This is a genomic window from Orrella dioscoreae (genome assembly GCF_900089455.2).
Classification (GTDB): domain Bacteria; phylum Pseudomonadota; class Gammaproteobacteria; order Burkholderiales; family Burkholderiaceae_B; genus Orrella; species Orrella dioscoreae.
Window position 1 is genome coordinate 4,150,574 of the sequence record NZ_LT907988.1, and the last position, 15,138, is coordinate 4,165,711.

At 68.3% G+C, this 15,138-nt stretch carries 10 protein-coding genes; 5 read left to right on the forward strand and 5 right to left on the reverse strand.

The window, feature by feature from the left end; genetic code table 11:
- Positions 1 to 195 precede the first annotated feature (195 nt).
- From ODI_RS22655 to ODI_RS19100, 3 genes are all read left to right on the forward strand, one after another.
- Entirely contained in the window at positions 196 to 1,809 is a 1,614-nt protein-coding gene (locus ODI_RS22655) for a methyl-accepting chemotaxis protein (RefSeq protein ID WP_067754498.1), read from the forward strand.
- 183 nt (positions 1,810 to 1,992) lie between these two features.
- Positions 1,993 to 2,676: a LuxR C-terminal-related transcriptional regulator gene (locus ODI_RS19095; RefSeq protein ID WP_067754495.1), complete on the forward strand. Its 684-nt coding sequence runs from the start codon at positions 1,993 to 1,995 to the stop codon at positions 2,674 to 2,676.
- A gap of 55 nt (positions 2,677 to 2,731) precedes the next feature.
- The gene (locus ODI_RS19100; RefSeq protein WP_067754492.1) at positions 2,732 to 4,558 is read left to right on the forward strand and encodes a sensor histidine kinase; all 1,827 of its coding nucleotides are present in this window, start codon (positions 2,732 to 2,734) and stop codon (positions 4,556 to 4,558) included.
- Here the strand turns inward: ODI_RS19100 and azu are convergent.
- From azu to apbC, 5 genes are all read right to left on the reverse strand, one after another.
- Complete coding sequence (gene azu, locus ODI_RS19105; protein WP_074046806.1) at positions 4,553 to 4,999, reverse strand: azurin; 447 nt, start codon at positions 4,997 to 4,999, stop codon at positions 4,553 to 4,555. The two genes, ODI_RS19100 and azu, sit on opposite strands and share 6 nt — an antisense overlap.
- A 90-nt stretch (positions 5,000 to 5,089) precedes the next feature.
- Positions 5,090 to 5,653, reverse strand: a complete 564-nt coding sequence (gene dcd / locus ODI_RS19110; RefSeq protein ID WP_067754489.1) for a dCTP deaminase — start codon at positions 5,651 to 5,653, stop codon at positions 5,090 to 5,092.
- Positions 5,654 to 5,757: 104 nt separating this feature from the next.
- Positions 5,758 to 9,351: a translocation/assembly module TamB domain-containing protein gene (locus ODI_RS19115; RefSeq protein WP_408635856.1), complete on the reverse strand. Its 3,594-nt coding sequence runs from the start codon at positions 9,349 to 9,351 to the stop codon at positions 5,758 to 5,760.
- Positions 9,348 to 11,234 (reverse strand): autotransporter assembly complex protein TamA, encoded by a 1,887-nt coding sequence (locus tag ODI_RS19120; RefSeq protein WP_067754486.1) that lies wholly within the window; start codon positions 11,232 to 11,234, stop codon positions 9,348 to 9,350. The genes ODI_RS19115 and ODI_RS19120 overlap by 4 nt, the downstream gene beginning before the upstream one ends.
- 11 nt (positions 11,235 to 11,245) lie before the next feature.
- Positions 11,246 to 12,331: an iron-sulfur cluster carrier protein ApbC gene (gene apbC / locus ODI_RS19125; protein WP_067754483.1), complete on the reverse strand. Its 1,086-nt coding sequence runs from the start codon at positions 12,329 to 12,331 to the stop codon at positions 11,246 to 11,248.
- 173 nt (positions 12,332 to 12,504) lie between these two features.
- Between apbC and ODI_RS22415 the strand changes: the two genes are divergently transcribed.
- Entirely contained in the window at positions 12,505 to 12,831 is a 327-nt protein-coding gene (locus tag ODI_RS22415; RefSeq protein WP_067754480.1) for a hypothetical protein, read from the forward strand.
- A gap of 162 nt (positions 12,832 to 12,993) precedes the next feature.
- Positions 12,994 to 15,069 (forward strand): methionine--tRNA ligase, encoded by a 2,076-nt coding sequence (gene metG / locus ODI_RS19135; RefSeq protein ID WP_067754477.1) that lies wholly within the window; start codon positions 12,994 to 12,996, stop codon positions 15,067 to 15,069.
- Positions 15,070 to 15,138: the final 69 nt, after the last annotated feature.

Below are 15,138 nucleotides of genomic sequence, written 5' to 3' on the forward strand. Positions count from 1 at the left end.
CTCAGACCTGCACTCCCCTCCCCCTTTCCCCGGCACGGGCGAACACACACGCGCATCAAGACTGACGGTCATGCACGGCCGTCAGCGTCAGATAGCGTGCGTCACACGTGCCGCAACGCTGGCGCCCCCGTTCCGGGGGCCTTGCGGGAATTCCTGACCTAGCCCCTACCTTTTGAAGAAGTTGGAGTTTTCTACATGAAGAACCTGCCCATACGGATCGGCATATTGCTGGTGCTGGCATTGATGTCCCTGGCGCTGTGGTCGGCCATCGGCGCGAACTGGTTTAACGCCAGGTCGGCAGACCAGGGTTTCGAGGATTTCTACCGCATTTCCAGCGAGCGGATACAACCCGCCAAGGATCTGCAGAACGCCTTCACGGCCAACCGCCTGTGGATGGCCGTGGCCCACCGCAACTTCCTGCAGGGCGATACGGCCAGCGTCGTTGCCGCCCTGGACCGCGCCGCGGAGGCCTTGAAGGTCGTGAGCGCCGTCAACGAGAAGAACAAGGACAGCGCCGGCAACAACGCGTGGCCGGAAGTGACGCGACTGGCCGAACAGTACGGCAGCCTGCTGTCCCAATACACCGAGCTGTCTACCTCCGCCGCAGCGGGCCTGCTGCGCGGGGACGAGAGCATCTATCTGGCCAATATCGACCGGCGCGGGCAACTGAGCACGCAGGCCGACGAGGTGGTGGTGGAATTCTTCAGGCTCATGGACCAGGCGAGCCTCGAAGTGCTGGCCGAAGCACAGGACAGGCTGCAACTGGCCGGCACCATCACGGTGGCCCTGCTCGTTCTGAGCCTGCTTGTCATCCCGGCATGCTGGTTGTATCTCTCGCGCCATGTGATGCGCCCCTTGCGCGACGCCGGCCAGGCCGTGGCACGAATCGCGTCGGGAGATCTGACCCAACGCATCGAGGTCGACTCACGCAACGAGATCGGCCAGTTGCTGGCGGCGCTGCGCCAGATGCAGGACAGCCTGGGGCGCGTCGTCTCCCAGGTGCTGCATGGCGTCGACGAGATCAACACGGGAGCCGCCGAAATCGCGCAAGGCAATCATGACCTGAGCCGTCGGACGGAAGAGCAGGCCGCCTCGCTGGAGGAAACCGCCGCCAGCATGGAAGAGCTCGCTTCCACCGTCCGCCAGAACGCCGACAACGCCCGCCAGGCGGACCAGCTCGCCTCGACCAGCATGGACGTGGCCAGCCGCGGCGGCAACGTCGTGTCGGAAGTCGTGACGACGATGGACGACATCTCCGAAAGCTCCAACCGGATCGCGGAAATCGTCAGCGTCATCGACGGCATCGCGTTCCAGACGAACATCCTCGCCCTGAACGCCGCGGTGGAAGCGGCGCGCGCAGGCGAACAGGGCAAAGGCTTCGCCGTCGTGGCGGGCGAGGTCCGTTCGCTCGCCCAGCGCAGCGCCCAGGCAGCCAAGGAGATCAAGAGTCTCATCGAAGAGTCCGCCAGCCGGGTCCAGGTGGGGTCGAGCCAGGTGCAACGCGCAGGCCAGACCATGCGCGACATCGTGGATGCGGTAAAGCGCGTCACCGACATCATGGCCGAGATCGCCGCGGCGTCGCAGGAGCAGAGCACCGGCATCGAGCAGGTCAACCACGCCATCACCCAGATGGACGCCGTGACCCAGCAAAACGCGGCACTGGTCGAGGAGTCCGCGGCCGCCGCCAGCTCACTGGAAGAGCAGGCGCGCCAACTGCGCCAGGCCGTGTCGGTGTTCAAGGTCAGCGACGCGGCCGCGGTGGTGCAGGCGCCCAGCCTGCGCCACGACGCCGTCCTGCTGCCCGCTTGATGGCGGCCAGCCGCGCCACGCTCAGGTAAAGTACGGACCGATTGCATGCGTCGTCCGCAAGACCGGCCCCCCCCCGGATTTTGGTAATTTTGCGGATCGCTCCCGCGAAATACTGATTCTGGTGATGGCCGTGGCGCGCGGTCTGGCCGACAATCAGACTCCTCTCCCTGGAAGCCAGGATCGATGTCCTTGCGCGAACTCGCCGCCGACCTTGCCCTGCCCGCCCCCGTCCTGCTGGTGGAGGACGACCCCTTGGTGCGCCGCCGGCTGGAAGGCCTGCTGCTGCAACTGGGTTACGCCGGCGAAGCCCTGGTCTTCGCCGACTCGCTGGCCACGGCGCGCGCCTGCCTGGCCAACCAGCCCATCGCGCTGGCGCTGGTGGACCTGGGCCTGCCCGATGGCAGCGGCATCGATCTCATCGCCGACCTGCGCGCCACCGATCCCGGCCTGGGTATCCTGGTGATATCCGCCTGGAGCACGCAGGACGCCATCCTGGCCGCCTTGCGTGCGGGCGCTACCGGCTATGTGGTGAAGGAACGCGACGACCTGGAAGTCGCCCTGGCCCTGCGCAGCGTGCTGCGGGGCGGCGCCCCCATCGATCCCTTCATCGCCCGCCGCATCATCGAGGAACTGCACCCCGGCGCGACGGAACAGGAGGCCAGCCCGCCCGAAGGACGCCTGAGCCCGCGCGAACACCAGATCCTGCGACTGGTCGCCGAAGGGCTGGGCAACCGGGAAATCGCCGAGCAGATCTTCCTGTCGCGCTATACCGTCGAGTGCCACATCAAGCACATCTACCGCAAGCTCGCCGTCAACTCGCGCACACGGGCGGTGCACGCGGCGCGCACCCGTGGGCTGCTGGAGTGAGGGAGATCCAGTGAGGGGGCTGGGGTGGCTGGGGTGGCTATGGCTGCTGCTGTGCATGCCTGCCACCGCCGCCTGGGCCAACCCCGCCGAAGCACCGGCGCAATCGGGCTGCGTGGCACGCATCCTGGCCGTTCACACGGCCGCCGATGTTCCCGGCGGCCATCGTGCCATCACCACCTGGCAAAAGGTCACACTGCCGGATGACTGGCTCCGACGCCGCCCCGGCGAGGGCGGATCGGTGTGGTACCGCATAAGCTGGGACCGCGACTGCCCTGGCGACCGGGACAACGCCATTGCCCTGGTGCTGCAATCGATCGTGCTGGCGGGCCAGGTGTATGTCAACGACACCCTGCTGTGGCAGGACGCGCATCAGACCGAACCCCTGTCGCGCAGCTGGAACATGCCCCGCTACTGGCTGCTGCCCGAAGCCTGGCTGCTGCCCGGGGTGAATACGCTGTGGATCCGGGCAACGAGCGTGGCCGGCCAGTCGCTGGGACTCGGGCCCGTCCATCTGGGCGCCCCCCAGGCAATGCAGCAACGCTACGACACGCTGTGGTGGCAGAACCGCACGCTCATCCTCATCAACATCATCGTCTCCGGCGTGATGGCGGCCCTGTTCTTCTGCATCTGGGTCGTCAGGCGGGAACAGACGGCGTATGGCTGGTATGCGCTCATGTCCCTGTTCTGGGGACTGTTCATCGTCAATGTGCTGCTCACCGAGCCCTTGCCACTCGTGGGGACGCCCGGGATGGCCAGGCTCAACACCATTGCGCTGCTGCTGTCCGTTGCCTGCTTCTGCCTGTTCACCTGGCGTTTCAGCGACCAGCGTCTGCCTCGCACCGAACGTGGCCTCTGGCTGCTGACCGGCGGCCTGGTGGTGCTCCAACTCGCGGCGCCGGACGCGCTGGCCGGCAAGGCCCAATTACTGGGACTGGTGGTTGCCAGCACCCTCTTCGTCCTCAACGGCATGACGTTCCTGGCGCACGCGTTGCGCACCCGGTCACGTGAACACGGCTTGCTGGCTGCCTGCCTGCTGGCGCTGGTCATCACCAATATCCATGACCTGCTCGCCATTCTCTCGATCATCCCCAGCAGGCCACCCCTTTCGCCCTACACCAGCATCGTCATCACCCTTTCCCTGTCAGGCATCCTGGGCTTGCGCCACGCGCACAACGTGCAGCGCATCGCCCGCTTCAACGAGGAGCTTGCCGACAACGTCGCGCGGGCGCGCACCGAGCTGGCCGACACGCTGGCGCGGGAGCATGCACTGGAACTGAGCCACACCCGCCTGCAGGACCGCCTGCGCATCGCCCATGACCTGCACGACGGCGTGGGCGGATCGCTGGTGCACATGATGGCGTCGGTGGAGTTGGGAGAAGAGTCGCTGGCGCGCGCGCGCGTGCTGTCGATGCTGAAGCTGCTGCGCGACGACCTGCGCCAGGCCATCGACAATGACGCCAGCGCGGGCGTCGACGCGCCCGCCACGCCACAGGCGTGGATCGCGCCGGTGCGTTATCGCTATACGCAATTGTTCGATGCGCTGGACATGGCGGTGACGTGGCAGGTTGCGGCGCAATGGCAGGCGCGCCCCTCGGCGCTGCAATGCCTGGCGCTCACGCGCTTCCTGGAAGAGGCCCTGACCAACGTGATCAAGCACAGCCATGCCCGGCAGGTTCGGGTGTGGCTCGAAATGCCCGCGCACGCCGTGCTGGTGCTGGGCATCGAGGACGACGGCACCGGCTTCGATGTGGCGGCAGTGCGCCAGGCCGGCATCAGCGTGGGCATGAACAGCATGCACACGCGCATCGCGCGCGTGGGCGGGACGCTGGAAGTGGACGCGCGGCCAGGCAGGACGACCCTGGCCGCGCGCGTGTCCTTATGAACCCAGCTTCAGCGTGCCCTTCATGATGGCCCAGTGGCCGGGGAAGGAGCAGAAGTAGGCATAGGTTTCGCCTGCCTTCAGCTTGGCCACGTCGACGGTGACCGTGGCGGTTTCGCCGCCACCGATGACCTTGGTGTGCGCCAGCACACGCTCGTCGCCCTGCTTCACGTAGTCATTGTTCAGGCCGGCGGCAATGCCGGCCGTGGCGGCGCCCTGCATGTCGGACTGCTTGGTCAGCACCCAGTTGTGGCCCATCGCGTTACGCGGCAGCTTGCCAGTGTGCTTGAGGGTCACGGTGAAGGTCTTGCACGACTTGTCGACCGTGACGTCCTTGACGTTGAACTGCATCGCGTCATTGCTTTCGATCACTTGCTCGCACTGGGCGGCCCAGAGGGGGGTCGAGCAGGCGAACAGCAAGGCGGCGGCGGCGATTCTGCGCATGATGGGGTGCTCCAAGGGCATGAAAAAGTGGAAGACAGCACCATTGGAGCAGGCCCCACGCGCGCGGGCCTTGCGCAAGATCAAGCAGGATCAGGTGCGCGGCAGCGTGACGCCGGTCTGGCCCTGGTATTTGCCGCCACGGTCGCGATACGACGTTTCGCAGATCTCGTCGCTTTCCAGGAACAGCATCTGCGCGCAGCCTTCGCCCGCGTAGATCTTGGCCGGCAACGGCGTGGTGTTCGAGAACTCCAGTGTCACATGGCCTTCCCACTCGGGCTCGAGCGGCGTGACGTTCACGATGATGCCGCAACGGGCATAGGTGCTCTTGCCCAGGCAGATGGTCAGCACGCTGCGCGGAATGCGGAAATATTCCACCGTGCGGGCCAGCGCGAAGGAGTTCGGCGGAATGATGCAGACATCACCCTTGAAATCGACGAAGGATTTCTCGTCGAAACGCTTGGGATCCACGATGGTGGAATTGATGTTGGTGAAGATCTTGAACTCGTCGGCGCAACGGACGTCGTAGCCGTAGCTGCTGGTGCCGTAGCTCACGATCTTGCCGCCCGCGTTGGCGCGGACCTGGCCCGCTTCGAAGGGTTCGATCATGCCGGCTTCGGCAGCGCGGCGGATCCAGCGGTCGCTTTTGATGGACATGGGTGGGTTTCCTAGACAGAGCGGTATTGTAGCCAGCCCGCAGGGCGGGCTGGCAATCGGGGCACACCGCGGGGTGGACACCCCTCGCGCGCTTGGCGGGGCGGTCAATCCTGGAAGAACGTCCGGTACACCAGCTCCAGGCCGTTCACGGCCCCGCCCTTCAGGTCCACCGACAGGCGGCGCGACAGGCGATAACTGGCGCGCGCCACCGTGTCGGCGCCAGCCATGGCCTGCTCGATACTCACCGTGATGCCATCCGAGAAATTCTTGCTGGCCACCAGGAACTGGTTTTCCAGCTCCTGGCCGCTACCGCGCGTGACCCGCCCGGCCACCGTGGTGTCGGGCAGCAGGCTGCCCGAACTGCCGATGGCCCCCGACTTGATGCCGACGTCGTCCAGGCCGAACTTCTTGTAGAAGGGCTCGCCCTCGCCGCCCAGCAGCGCCGCGCCCACCGACAGCAGCAGCGCGGCGTCGTTGCCGCTCTGGTCGGGCCCGCGGCCCAGGATCAGCCACGACAGCTTCTCGGTTTCGCCCACGTCGGGATAGGACACCAGGTCGATGCGAGGACGCCGGGCCGTGCCGGCCACGCGCACGCCGGCCTCGACCTGCTCGCCCAGGCGCAGGGCCTCGATGTCCAGCAGCGGATTCTCCAGCACGCCCTGGAAGGTGATGGTGCCGCGCCGCAGGTGCAGGCGCTGGCCGTAGATCTCGAAACGCCCGCCGCGCGTGCGGAAGGCGCCCTCGCCGCTCAGGCGCCCGCCGGCCATGCGCACCTGCAACGCGCCCACCAGGCCGGAATCGAGGCCCATGCCCGTCAGGTAGAAGCGCGGCCCCAGGTCCACGTCCACCACCATGTTCATGTCCAGCGCGGACGACGCCGCGACGTCCTGGCCTTCGCGCACCACGATCACGTCGTCGTCGACCGTGGGCACGCTGGTCAGCATTTCCACGCTGGCCCAGCCGGCGTCGGCCGTGAGCTTGCCGGTGATGGACACCTTGGGCAGCGCCGCCACGATGTCGATGTCGCCCGTCATCATGGCGTGGCGGTCCACCCGCTGGATCACCGGATAGCGGTACAGCGACACGCGCACCTTGCCCGCGGACTGCAGCAGGTTCCACTCGCCGCTGGCGCGCAGCTCGCCATTCTTGGCGTCGGGGTTCTCGGTGATCCACTCGCGCGTGCGCCACTCCGTGGGGATGACCCGCAGGCTGGCCGGGAAGCGCAAGGAATCGATGATCAGGCGTTCGTTCTCCAGCCGCGCGGCCAAGGTGCCGTCCAGCAGCCGCACGCCATCGTCGATGCGCACCACGCGCAGCTTCTCGCCATTGATGGTGCCGCGGGCCCGCCAATCGCCATCCAGCGTGCCCTGGCCTTGCAGCGATGCCCGCACGCTGCCGCCGATGTCCAGCGCATCGCCCGTGAAAAGGCTGACCCACGACAGGTCGTCCACCTGGGCGTCCAGTTTGCCGCGCAGGGGCTGGCGGCGATCCAGGTCCAACGCGCCATCCGCGCCCACCGTCAGCACGGCGGAACCCTCGCCCTCGATGGTGCCGCGCTTTTCGGTCAACACGCGCAGGACCGCATCCAGACGGCTGGCACGGCCCGTGGTGGGCGTGGCGCGCAGGGCGACCGACAGCTCGCGCAGGCCGGCAGGCACGGGCGGCGTGCCGGGCAGCATCATGTCGCCGCCGGTGTGCGCGATACGCGCCGTGCCCGACAAGGCATTGGCGAACTGCAGGTTCCAGCTGGCCTCGAGTTCCAGGCGGCGGTTGGCGGCGCCCGGATCGTTGACCTTCACGCCGCCGCGCGGCGCGTCCTCGTCCTTGCGGACCTGTCCCAAGGCGTCCTGCAGGTTCCGCACCAGACGTGCCGTGAGCACGGCATTCTCGATGGCGCCCGCGCTTTGCCAGCGCGCGCCGCCGCCCCGCGACCCCTCATGGCGCAGCACCACCGGCGAGGCCGCGCCCGGCAGGCCGATCTCCAGCGCGCCCGCGCCTGCCTGCCACTGCCATTGCGGCGCCTGCGCCGCGGGCAGGAAAGCCACGGCCAAGGCCTGGCGCAGCCGCAAGGAGAAACCCGCATGCTCGGCGCGCAGCGAAGACACCTGCCCGCGCCATCCGGTCAGGCCGGGCTGGAAGGCATTCTGGCCGCCCGGCCCCCAGCCGCCAGCGGCGACGATAGCCAGGTCGGCCGGCGCCTCGCCCAGCCTGCCTGCGCGCACGCGCGCCGGCTTGTAGGCCGCGCGCAGGTCCAGCTGGTGCGCCCCCGGCGTGCCGCCGACCTTGCCCTGCAGGGTGGCGCCCCCCGGCAAGTCTGGCCAGAACGCCGCCAACTGGGGCGCGGTGATATCCACCGTCAACGCGCTGCCCGGCTCGCCCCAGCTGCCATCGGTGCGCACCCTGTTCGGCCCCAGCCGCAGATCGGTCTTCAGTTCCGGCACGCGCAAGGCCAGCACGTCGATGGGCTGGCCGGGCTCGCCCGGCTGGGCGCTCAGGCGCGCATTCAGGTTGCCCGACAGCGCTTGGCGATTCCAGCGGCTGCCCTCGGCCACCTTCAGGTCCAGCCTTGCGTCGGTAGGCACGGACTGGTCCTGCAGGCTGACATCGAAATCCAGCGTCGCGGTCAGCAGTGCCGGAGGGATGAGGCCGGCCAGGAACGCGCCCAGGTCCAGCGACGTGGCCGAGGCCGTGCCTTTGATGCGGTCGCGCAGCGGCGTATCGGGTCCCGCTTCCTGGCGTTCCCAGTCCAGCCTGGCCGCCAGCGCGGAACCGTCAGCCAGGCGCAGGTCCACGTCGGCCGTGCGCAGCGGGAAGGCGGCTTGCGGCGCCAGCGAGGCATCGGCCCGCAAGGCCACGCCCGCGCCTTCGCCCTTGAGCGAAACGTCCAGCCCATCCAGGGAACCCTGCGCCTGCGCATCCAGCAGCACGGTGCAGCCCGGCACGGCGGGCGTCGCCGCCTCGGGGGACTTGGCATCCTTGGCCTTGTCCGCCGGCTTGGCGGCCTGCCCGGGCTGCAAGGCCTTCAGGCACAGCGGCGATTCGGGATCCGCGCTGTGGATGCCCGCCAACAGCGTCACCCGCGCAGGCCAGGGGGCCGCCAGCTTGGCCAGCGCCACCTCGCCCTGCAGGCCGACGTCGGCCATCGGATGCAGCACCTTCAGGCTGGCGATCCGCAATTGCGCCGTCTCGCCCACCGCCACCGTGGCCAGCAGGTCGCGCAGACCCACGGGCAGCGGCTCGCCTGCCTGCGTCAGGGAAAACTCCCCGACGGCCAGGCGGTCGATGGCGATCGTGACGGGCAGGGATGGCAGGCTGAGCGGCGCATCAGGGGCCGCCTGCGCCTCGGGGGCGGGCGCGGGCAGTGCCACGGACAGGGAGTCCACCGACAGATCCTGCACGCGCAACACGCCATCGCCCAGGCGGCGCCAGTCCACCGCAAGGTTCAATGACCGCAAGGACACTTGCGCGCCTGGCGGCGACACGTCCAGCTCGGCCACCTGCAGGCCACGCCACAGCGAACCCTGCACGCCCGCGACGCGCCCGTCCAGCTGCGAGGCAACGGCCCGCAACAGCAGCGCCGAGCCCGAGGCGGAGCCCACCACCCACGCGGTCAGGCCGATCAGGCCGATCAGCACCATGACCAGGGCGGGCAGCCACCAGACCAGCAGGTGGCGGAACAGGCGGGCCAGGATCTTCAAAACGCCAACCCCAGCGAGAAGTGGATGCGCAGCTTGCTGGTGCGCTGCCCGTAGGCCAGGTCAAGGAACAGCGGGCCGGCGGGCGTGCGCACGCGCGCGCCCAGGCCATAGCCCAGGTTCATGCGCATGTCGCCGAAGGATTCGGCCGCATCGCCCGCATCCACGAACACGCCCACCCCGAACATCTCGTCGAAGTAATGCATGTACTCCGCGCTGGCCACGGCCAGGGCCTCGGCGCCGACGATGGCGCCATCGAGCTCGCGGCCGATGCTCAGGTACTTGTAGCCGCGGATGGTGCGCGCCCCGCCGGTGCGGAAACCGAAGTCATCGGGCACCAGCGCATCGGACTGCGACCAGAGCTTGCCGACCTCGCCGCGCAAGGTGAAGACGTCGCGATCCCCCACGGGCCACCACTGCTGTCCGCGCAAGGTGGCACGGGTGAAGGGTTCGCCACGATCCAGCGTCGTGCCGATGCCGCCCCCCACCGCAATCAGGTTGCCTTCGCGCGGGTTGTATTTGCTGTCCACGTCGCGCCGCAGCCATTCCGCCGTGCCGGTGATGGTAGGCAGGCTGTAGGAGTCGCCCTGGTCGATCTTGATCTGGTCGTGCGCGGCCAGCACGCCGAAGCGCGTTTCGTATTCCACGCGGCTGTCGCCCGCGCCGGGGCGGACACGCAGGCGCGTGGCGCCCAGCGCGAAACGCGTCACTTCCAGGCCCTGGATGTCGGAATGGTCGGCCAACAGGCCGATGCTGTCCTTTTCCCCCTTGGCCGTGGGCGGAAGATAGAAGTCCAGGTAGGCGCGCTGACGCTTGCGATCCACGCCCAGGCCCGCCTCCATGGTCAGGGGGTGGCCGAACACGACGTTCTGCCGGTACAGCACCTCGACCCGGCCGCCGACGTCGTCGTCCACGCCCGCGGACACCGACAAGCGCTTGGGAGGCGCTTCCGAGACGCGCACGCGCAAGGGCAGCGTCACCTCCTGCTGGTCGGCCATGGCGGTGGCCGGGGTGGCGTAGGACGCCGCCTCGGGCGTGCTGGACGCGCCCACGGCGGCGGGCACGCTGGGCGCCGCGTCGGGCACTTCGGCCTCGTTCTGCGGGTCCTTGGCGTCATCGAGCACCAGCGACACGAAGGCGCCACGGAAGAACGCCGTCGTCTGCAGCGCCTGCTGCCAGTCTTCCAGTTTCTCGCGCTCGTAGGGGTCGCCCGGGGCATAGCGCACATAGCGGCGGATCAGCTCTTCCGGCACGCGCTCCAGGCCAAGGGTGACCAGCTCTCCCATGCGCACGCGCGGACCGCTGTCGATGACGACCTCCAGGCTGACCTTGCCGGTGTCGGCATCCACCTGCGCGCGCGACGACGCAATGCGCGCCAGGTAATAGTCGCGCTCGCCCACGGCCTCCAGCAGGTCGGACTTGGCCTTGCTCCAGTCGGCATTGATGAAGAGCCGGTCGCGCGGCAGGCTCCACGCCTTCGTCAGGGCGGCGCGGCGCGCGGCCTGGTCTTCGGCCGCCAGGCGGCCTTCGAAACGCAGGTCGACCTGCCCGACCGTGGCGCGCACGCCGGGCTCGATGGCGATGTCCCAGGTTTCTCCCCCGATGTCCTCGCCGACGCTCAGCGTGACCACCGGCACGAAATAGCCCTGGGTGGCCAGCGCCGACAGCGTGGCGTCGTGCGCGCGGCGGCGCAGGCGAGCGGCCTCGCCGCCGTCCTGGTCTTCGGCCAGCCGCGCAATGCTGTCCACCGAGGACGCGATGGCGCGCAAGGCTGCCGGCGGCACGCCGCCGGGGTCGATCGTCACTTCGGGTCGTTCAGCGCGCGCCGTCGTGGCCGCGCCCAGGATCAAGCCAAGCGCGAGGAACAGGCGACGGGCCGTCTGCATCCGCGCGCGACTCAGGGCTGCTGCACGACGATGGATGGGAAGCGCGCGCTCATGTCGCGCGGCAAGGCGGCCACGCCCGCGGCCAGGCGGCGGGCGATCTGGCGATAGGCTTGCGCGGCCACGCCCTGGGGCTCTGCCGCGAAGACGGGCACGCCCGCATCGCTCTGCACGCGGATGGACAGGGCCAGCGGCAGGCTGCCCAGCACGGGCACCTCGTATTGCTCGGCCATGCGCTGTCCGCCGCCTTCACCGAAGATGTGCTCGGCGTGCCCGCATTGCGAACACACGTGCACGGCCATGTTCTCCACCACGCCCAGCACCGGCACGTCGACCTTCTGGAACATGCGCAGGCCCTTGCGAGCGTCGAGCAGCGCGATGTCCTGCGGCGTCGTGACGATGACCGCGCCCACCACCGGCACCTTCTGCGCCAGCGTCAGGGCGATGTCGCCCGTGCCCGGCGGCATGTCGATGATGAGGTAATCCAGGTCGTTCCAGTTGGTCTGGCGCAGCAGTTGCTCCAGCGCCTGCGTCACCATGGGGCCGCGCCAGATGGCGGGCGAATCGGCGTCGATCAGGAAGCCGATGGAGTTGGCCTCCAGGCCGTGGCCCACGAGCGGGCCCATCGTCTTGTTGTCGGTGCTTTCCGGCCGCCCGTCGATGCCCAGCAGCGTCGGCACGCTGGGACCATAGATGTCCGCATCCAGCAGCCCGACCTTGGCGCCCTCGGCGGCCAGGGCCAGGGCCAGATTCACGGCGGTGGTGCTCTTGCCCACGCCGCCCTTGCCCGATCCCACGGCGATGATGTTGCGCACGTTCTGCAGCGGCTTCAGGCCGCGCTGCACAGCGTGAGCGCTTACTTTCCAGGAAACAGTCACCGCAGCGCTGGTTGCGCCTGCGGCTTGCAGGGCGGCCTCGGCGGCGCGGGCCAACGCGGTCTCGCGCCCGCCCAGCGGATAGCCCAGCTCGATGGCCACCCGCACGCCCTCGGCGCCCGACTGCACGTCGCGGTCCTTGAGGCTGGATTGCAACGAAACCCCGGTTTCCGGGTCGGTCACGGCACGCAGGGCCTCGTGGATTTGTTCCAGCGTCAAACTCATGTCACTATTGTTCCGAAAAAATCGTCGCCCAAGCTTGAAAAAAGGCGGTTTGCCCTCAAGCATAGCGGATAGGCGTGTCGCGCCACGGGATTCCCCCAGTCCGAAGATGCTTCGGAACTTTTCACCGGAATGTTCCCCGGGAACTTTCCACCGCTCCCCGGAGTCGCAAGACCATGACTCAACTCATCTCCCGCATTCTCCACACCGTCCTGTTCGTCGTGCTGGCGCTGGTCGGCATGGGCATGGCGCTCATTTTCATGCTGTCCACGGCCATCGCCGTGGCGGTGCTCTACGTCACCGCGCGCCTGCGCGGCCAGCCTTTCGGCGTCCGCTCCTACTGGCAACAGCGCCAGGCTCGCCGCCCGGGCTTCACGCAGAACACGGGTTTTGGCCAGCCGCCCACCGGCCCGGCTGCCGGCGCCCGCCGCCAGGGCGGCTTTCCCGGCCCCTCGCGCCGCCCGGCCGATGTCATCGACGTCGAGGCGCGCGACGTCCCCTGAAGCCAAGGTGGCGTCCCGGCGCCATCGTGCACACAACGGCCGCCTTCGGGCGGCCGTTTTCATTTCCGGGCCAGGGTCCGCCCAGCCCGGCCAGCCTCTCCCTGGCCGTGGTCTAAAATGCCCGATCCCCTTTCCTCACGGCCACAGCGCCCAGCCTGATCCATGTCCCGAACCCTGTTCGTCACCACCGCCCTGCCCTACGCCAACGGCTCCTTCCATATCGGCCACATCATGGAGTACATCCAGGCCGACATCTGGGTCCGTTCGATGCGCATGGCGGGACACACGGTTCACTTCGTGGGCGCCGACGACGCGCATGGCGCGCCGATCATGCTGAAGGCCGAAAAGGAGGGCATCACGCCGCAGGCGCTGGTTGCGCGCTACGCCGCCGAACGCCCCCAGTACCTGAACGGCTTCCACATCCGCTTCGACCACTGGCACTCCACCGACACGCCGGAAAACGTCGCGCTGTCGCAGGACATCTATCGCAAGCTCAAGGCAGAGGGGCTCATCCACACCCGCGCCATCGAGCAGTTCTACGATCCGGTCAAGGGCATGTTCCTGGCCGACCGCTACATCAAGGGCGAATGCCCCAAGTGCCACGCCAAGGACCAGTACGGCGACTCCTGCGAGGTCTGCGGCGCGGTCTACGCGCCCACCGAGCTCATCAACCCCTATTCGGCCCTGACCGGCGCCACGCCGGTGCTGAAGTCGTCGGAACACTACTTCTTCAAGCTGTCCGACCCGCGCTGCGTGGCCTTCCTGCAGGAATGGACCACGGGCGCCAACGCCCTGGGCGGCAAGCACCTGCAGGCCGAAGTGCTGGCCAAGACGCGCGAATGGCTGGGCGCCGATGACGGCGAGGCCAAGCTGGGCGACTGGGACATCTCGCGCGACGCCCCGTATTTCGGCATCGAGATTCCCGACGCGCCGGGCAAGTTCTTCTATGTCTGGCTGGACGCGCCGGTGGGCTACCTGGCCTCGCTGAAGTCCTACTGCGACAAGCAGGGCCTGGACTTCGACGCGCTGCTCGATCCTGCCAGCACGACCGAGCAGGTGCACTTCATCGGCAAGGACATCATCTATTTCCACGCCCTCTTCTGGCCCGCCATGCTGAAGTTCGCCGGCCGCAAGACGCCGGACCAGTTGAACGTGCACGGTTTCATCACCGTGAGCGGCGAGAAGATGTCCAAAAGCCGCGGCACCGGCATCTCGCCGCTGCGCTACCTGGAACTGGGCATGAACGCCGAGTGGCTGCGCTATTACATTGCGGCCAAGCTCAATGCCCGCGTGGAAGACATCGATTTCAACCCCGAGGATTTCGTCGCGCGCGTCAACAGCGACCTGGTCGGGAAATACGTCAACATCGCCAGCCGCGCCGCCAACTTCATCGCCCGCCACTTCGACGGCAAGCTGGGCTATGTGGGTGACGAGGCCGCGCTGTCGGCGGAACTGGCCGCGGCAGCCGAGTCGGCCCGCGCCGACATCGAGGCCCGCGAATATGGCCGCGCCATCCGCGAACTGATGGGCCTGGCCGACCGCATCAACCAGGCGTTCGACGCGGCGCAGCCGTGGGTGCTGGCCAAGGGCATCGCCCAGGCCGACGCGGACACGCAGGCCAGGCTGCAGGACATCTGCTCGCGCGCGCTGGCCGGCTTCAAGGCGCTGTCGGTCATGCTCTCGCCCATCCTGCCCGAACTGGGCGCGCGCGTCTCGCGCGAACTGTTCGGCCTGGACCGTGACTTCGTCTGGACCGATGCCGCCGAACTGCCGCGCACGGTGGGCGCCTTCAAGCACCTGATGCAGCGCGTGGAACCCGCGCTGCTGGATGCCCTGCTGGAGCCGCCGGTGGAGGCCGCGCCGCCCGCCCCGACGCCCGGCGGCGAAGCCCTGGCCGACACCATCACCATCGACGACTTCGGCAAGATCGACCTGCGCATTGCGCGCATCGTGAACTGCGAGCACGTCGACGGCTCGACCAAGCTGCTGCGCCTGACGCTGGATGTGGGCGAAGGCCGCCACCGCAACGTGTTCTCGGGCATCAAGTCGGCCTATCAGCCCGAAGACCTGATCGGCAAGCTGACCGTGCTGGTGGCCAACCTGGCGCCGCGCAAGATGAAGTTCGGCGTGTCGGAAGGCATGGTGCTGGCCGCCAGCCACGCCGATGACGCGGTGAATCCCGGCATCTACGTGCTGGAGCCCTTCCCCGGCGCCGAACCGGGCATGCGCGTGCGATAACGCCACGCTTGGCGCCTGGCCCTGGAAAATGCCCGCCAGTTGCGGGCATTTCCTTTTCTTGCGCGCCAG

What these genes read in the sequence shown, in the direction of transcription:
- ODI_RS19095 (WP_067754495.1), top strand. Translation starts at nt 1,993, where the DNA reads ATGTCCTTGCGCGAACTCGCCGCCGACCTTGCCCTGCCCGCCCCCGTC.
- ODI_RS19120 (WP_067754486.1), bottom strand. Translation starts at nt 11,234, where the DNA reads ATGCAGACGGCCCGTCGCCTGTTCCTCGCGCTTGGCTTGATCCTGGGC.
- apbC (WP_067754483.1), bottom strand. Translation starts at nt 12,331, where the DNA reads ATGAGTTTGACGCTGGAACAAATCCACGAGGCCCTGCGTGCCGTGACC.
- ODI_RS19100 (WP_067754492.1), top strand. Translation starts at nt 2,732, where the DNA reads ATGCCTGCCACCGCCGCCTGGGCCAACCCCGCCGAAGCACCGGCGCAA.
- metG (WP_067754477.1), top strand. Translation starts at nt 12,994, where the DNA reads ATGTCCCGAACCCTGTTCGTCACCACCGCCCTGCCCTACGCCAACGGC.
- dcd (WP_067754489.1), bottom strand. Translation starts at nt 5,653, where the DNA reads ATGTCCATCAAAAGCGACCGCTGGATCCGCCGCGCTGCCGAAGCCGGC.
- azu (WP_074046806.1), bottom strand. Translation starts at nt 4,999, where the DNA reads ATGCGCAGAATCGCCGCCGCCGCCTTGCTGTTCGCCTGCTCGACCCCC.
- ODI_RS22415 (WP_067754480.1), top strand. Translation starts at nt 12,505, where the DNA reads ATGACTCAACTCATCTCCCGCATTCTCCACACCGTCCTGTTCGTCGTG.
- ODI_RS22655 (WP_067754498.1), top strand. Translation starts at nt 196, where the DNA reads ATGAAGAACCTGCCCATACGGATCGGCATATTGCTGGTGCTGGCATTG.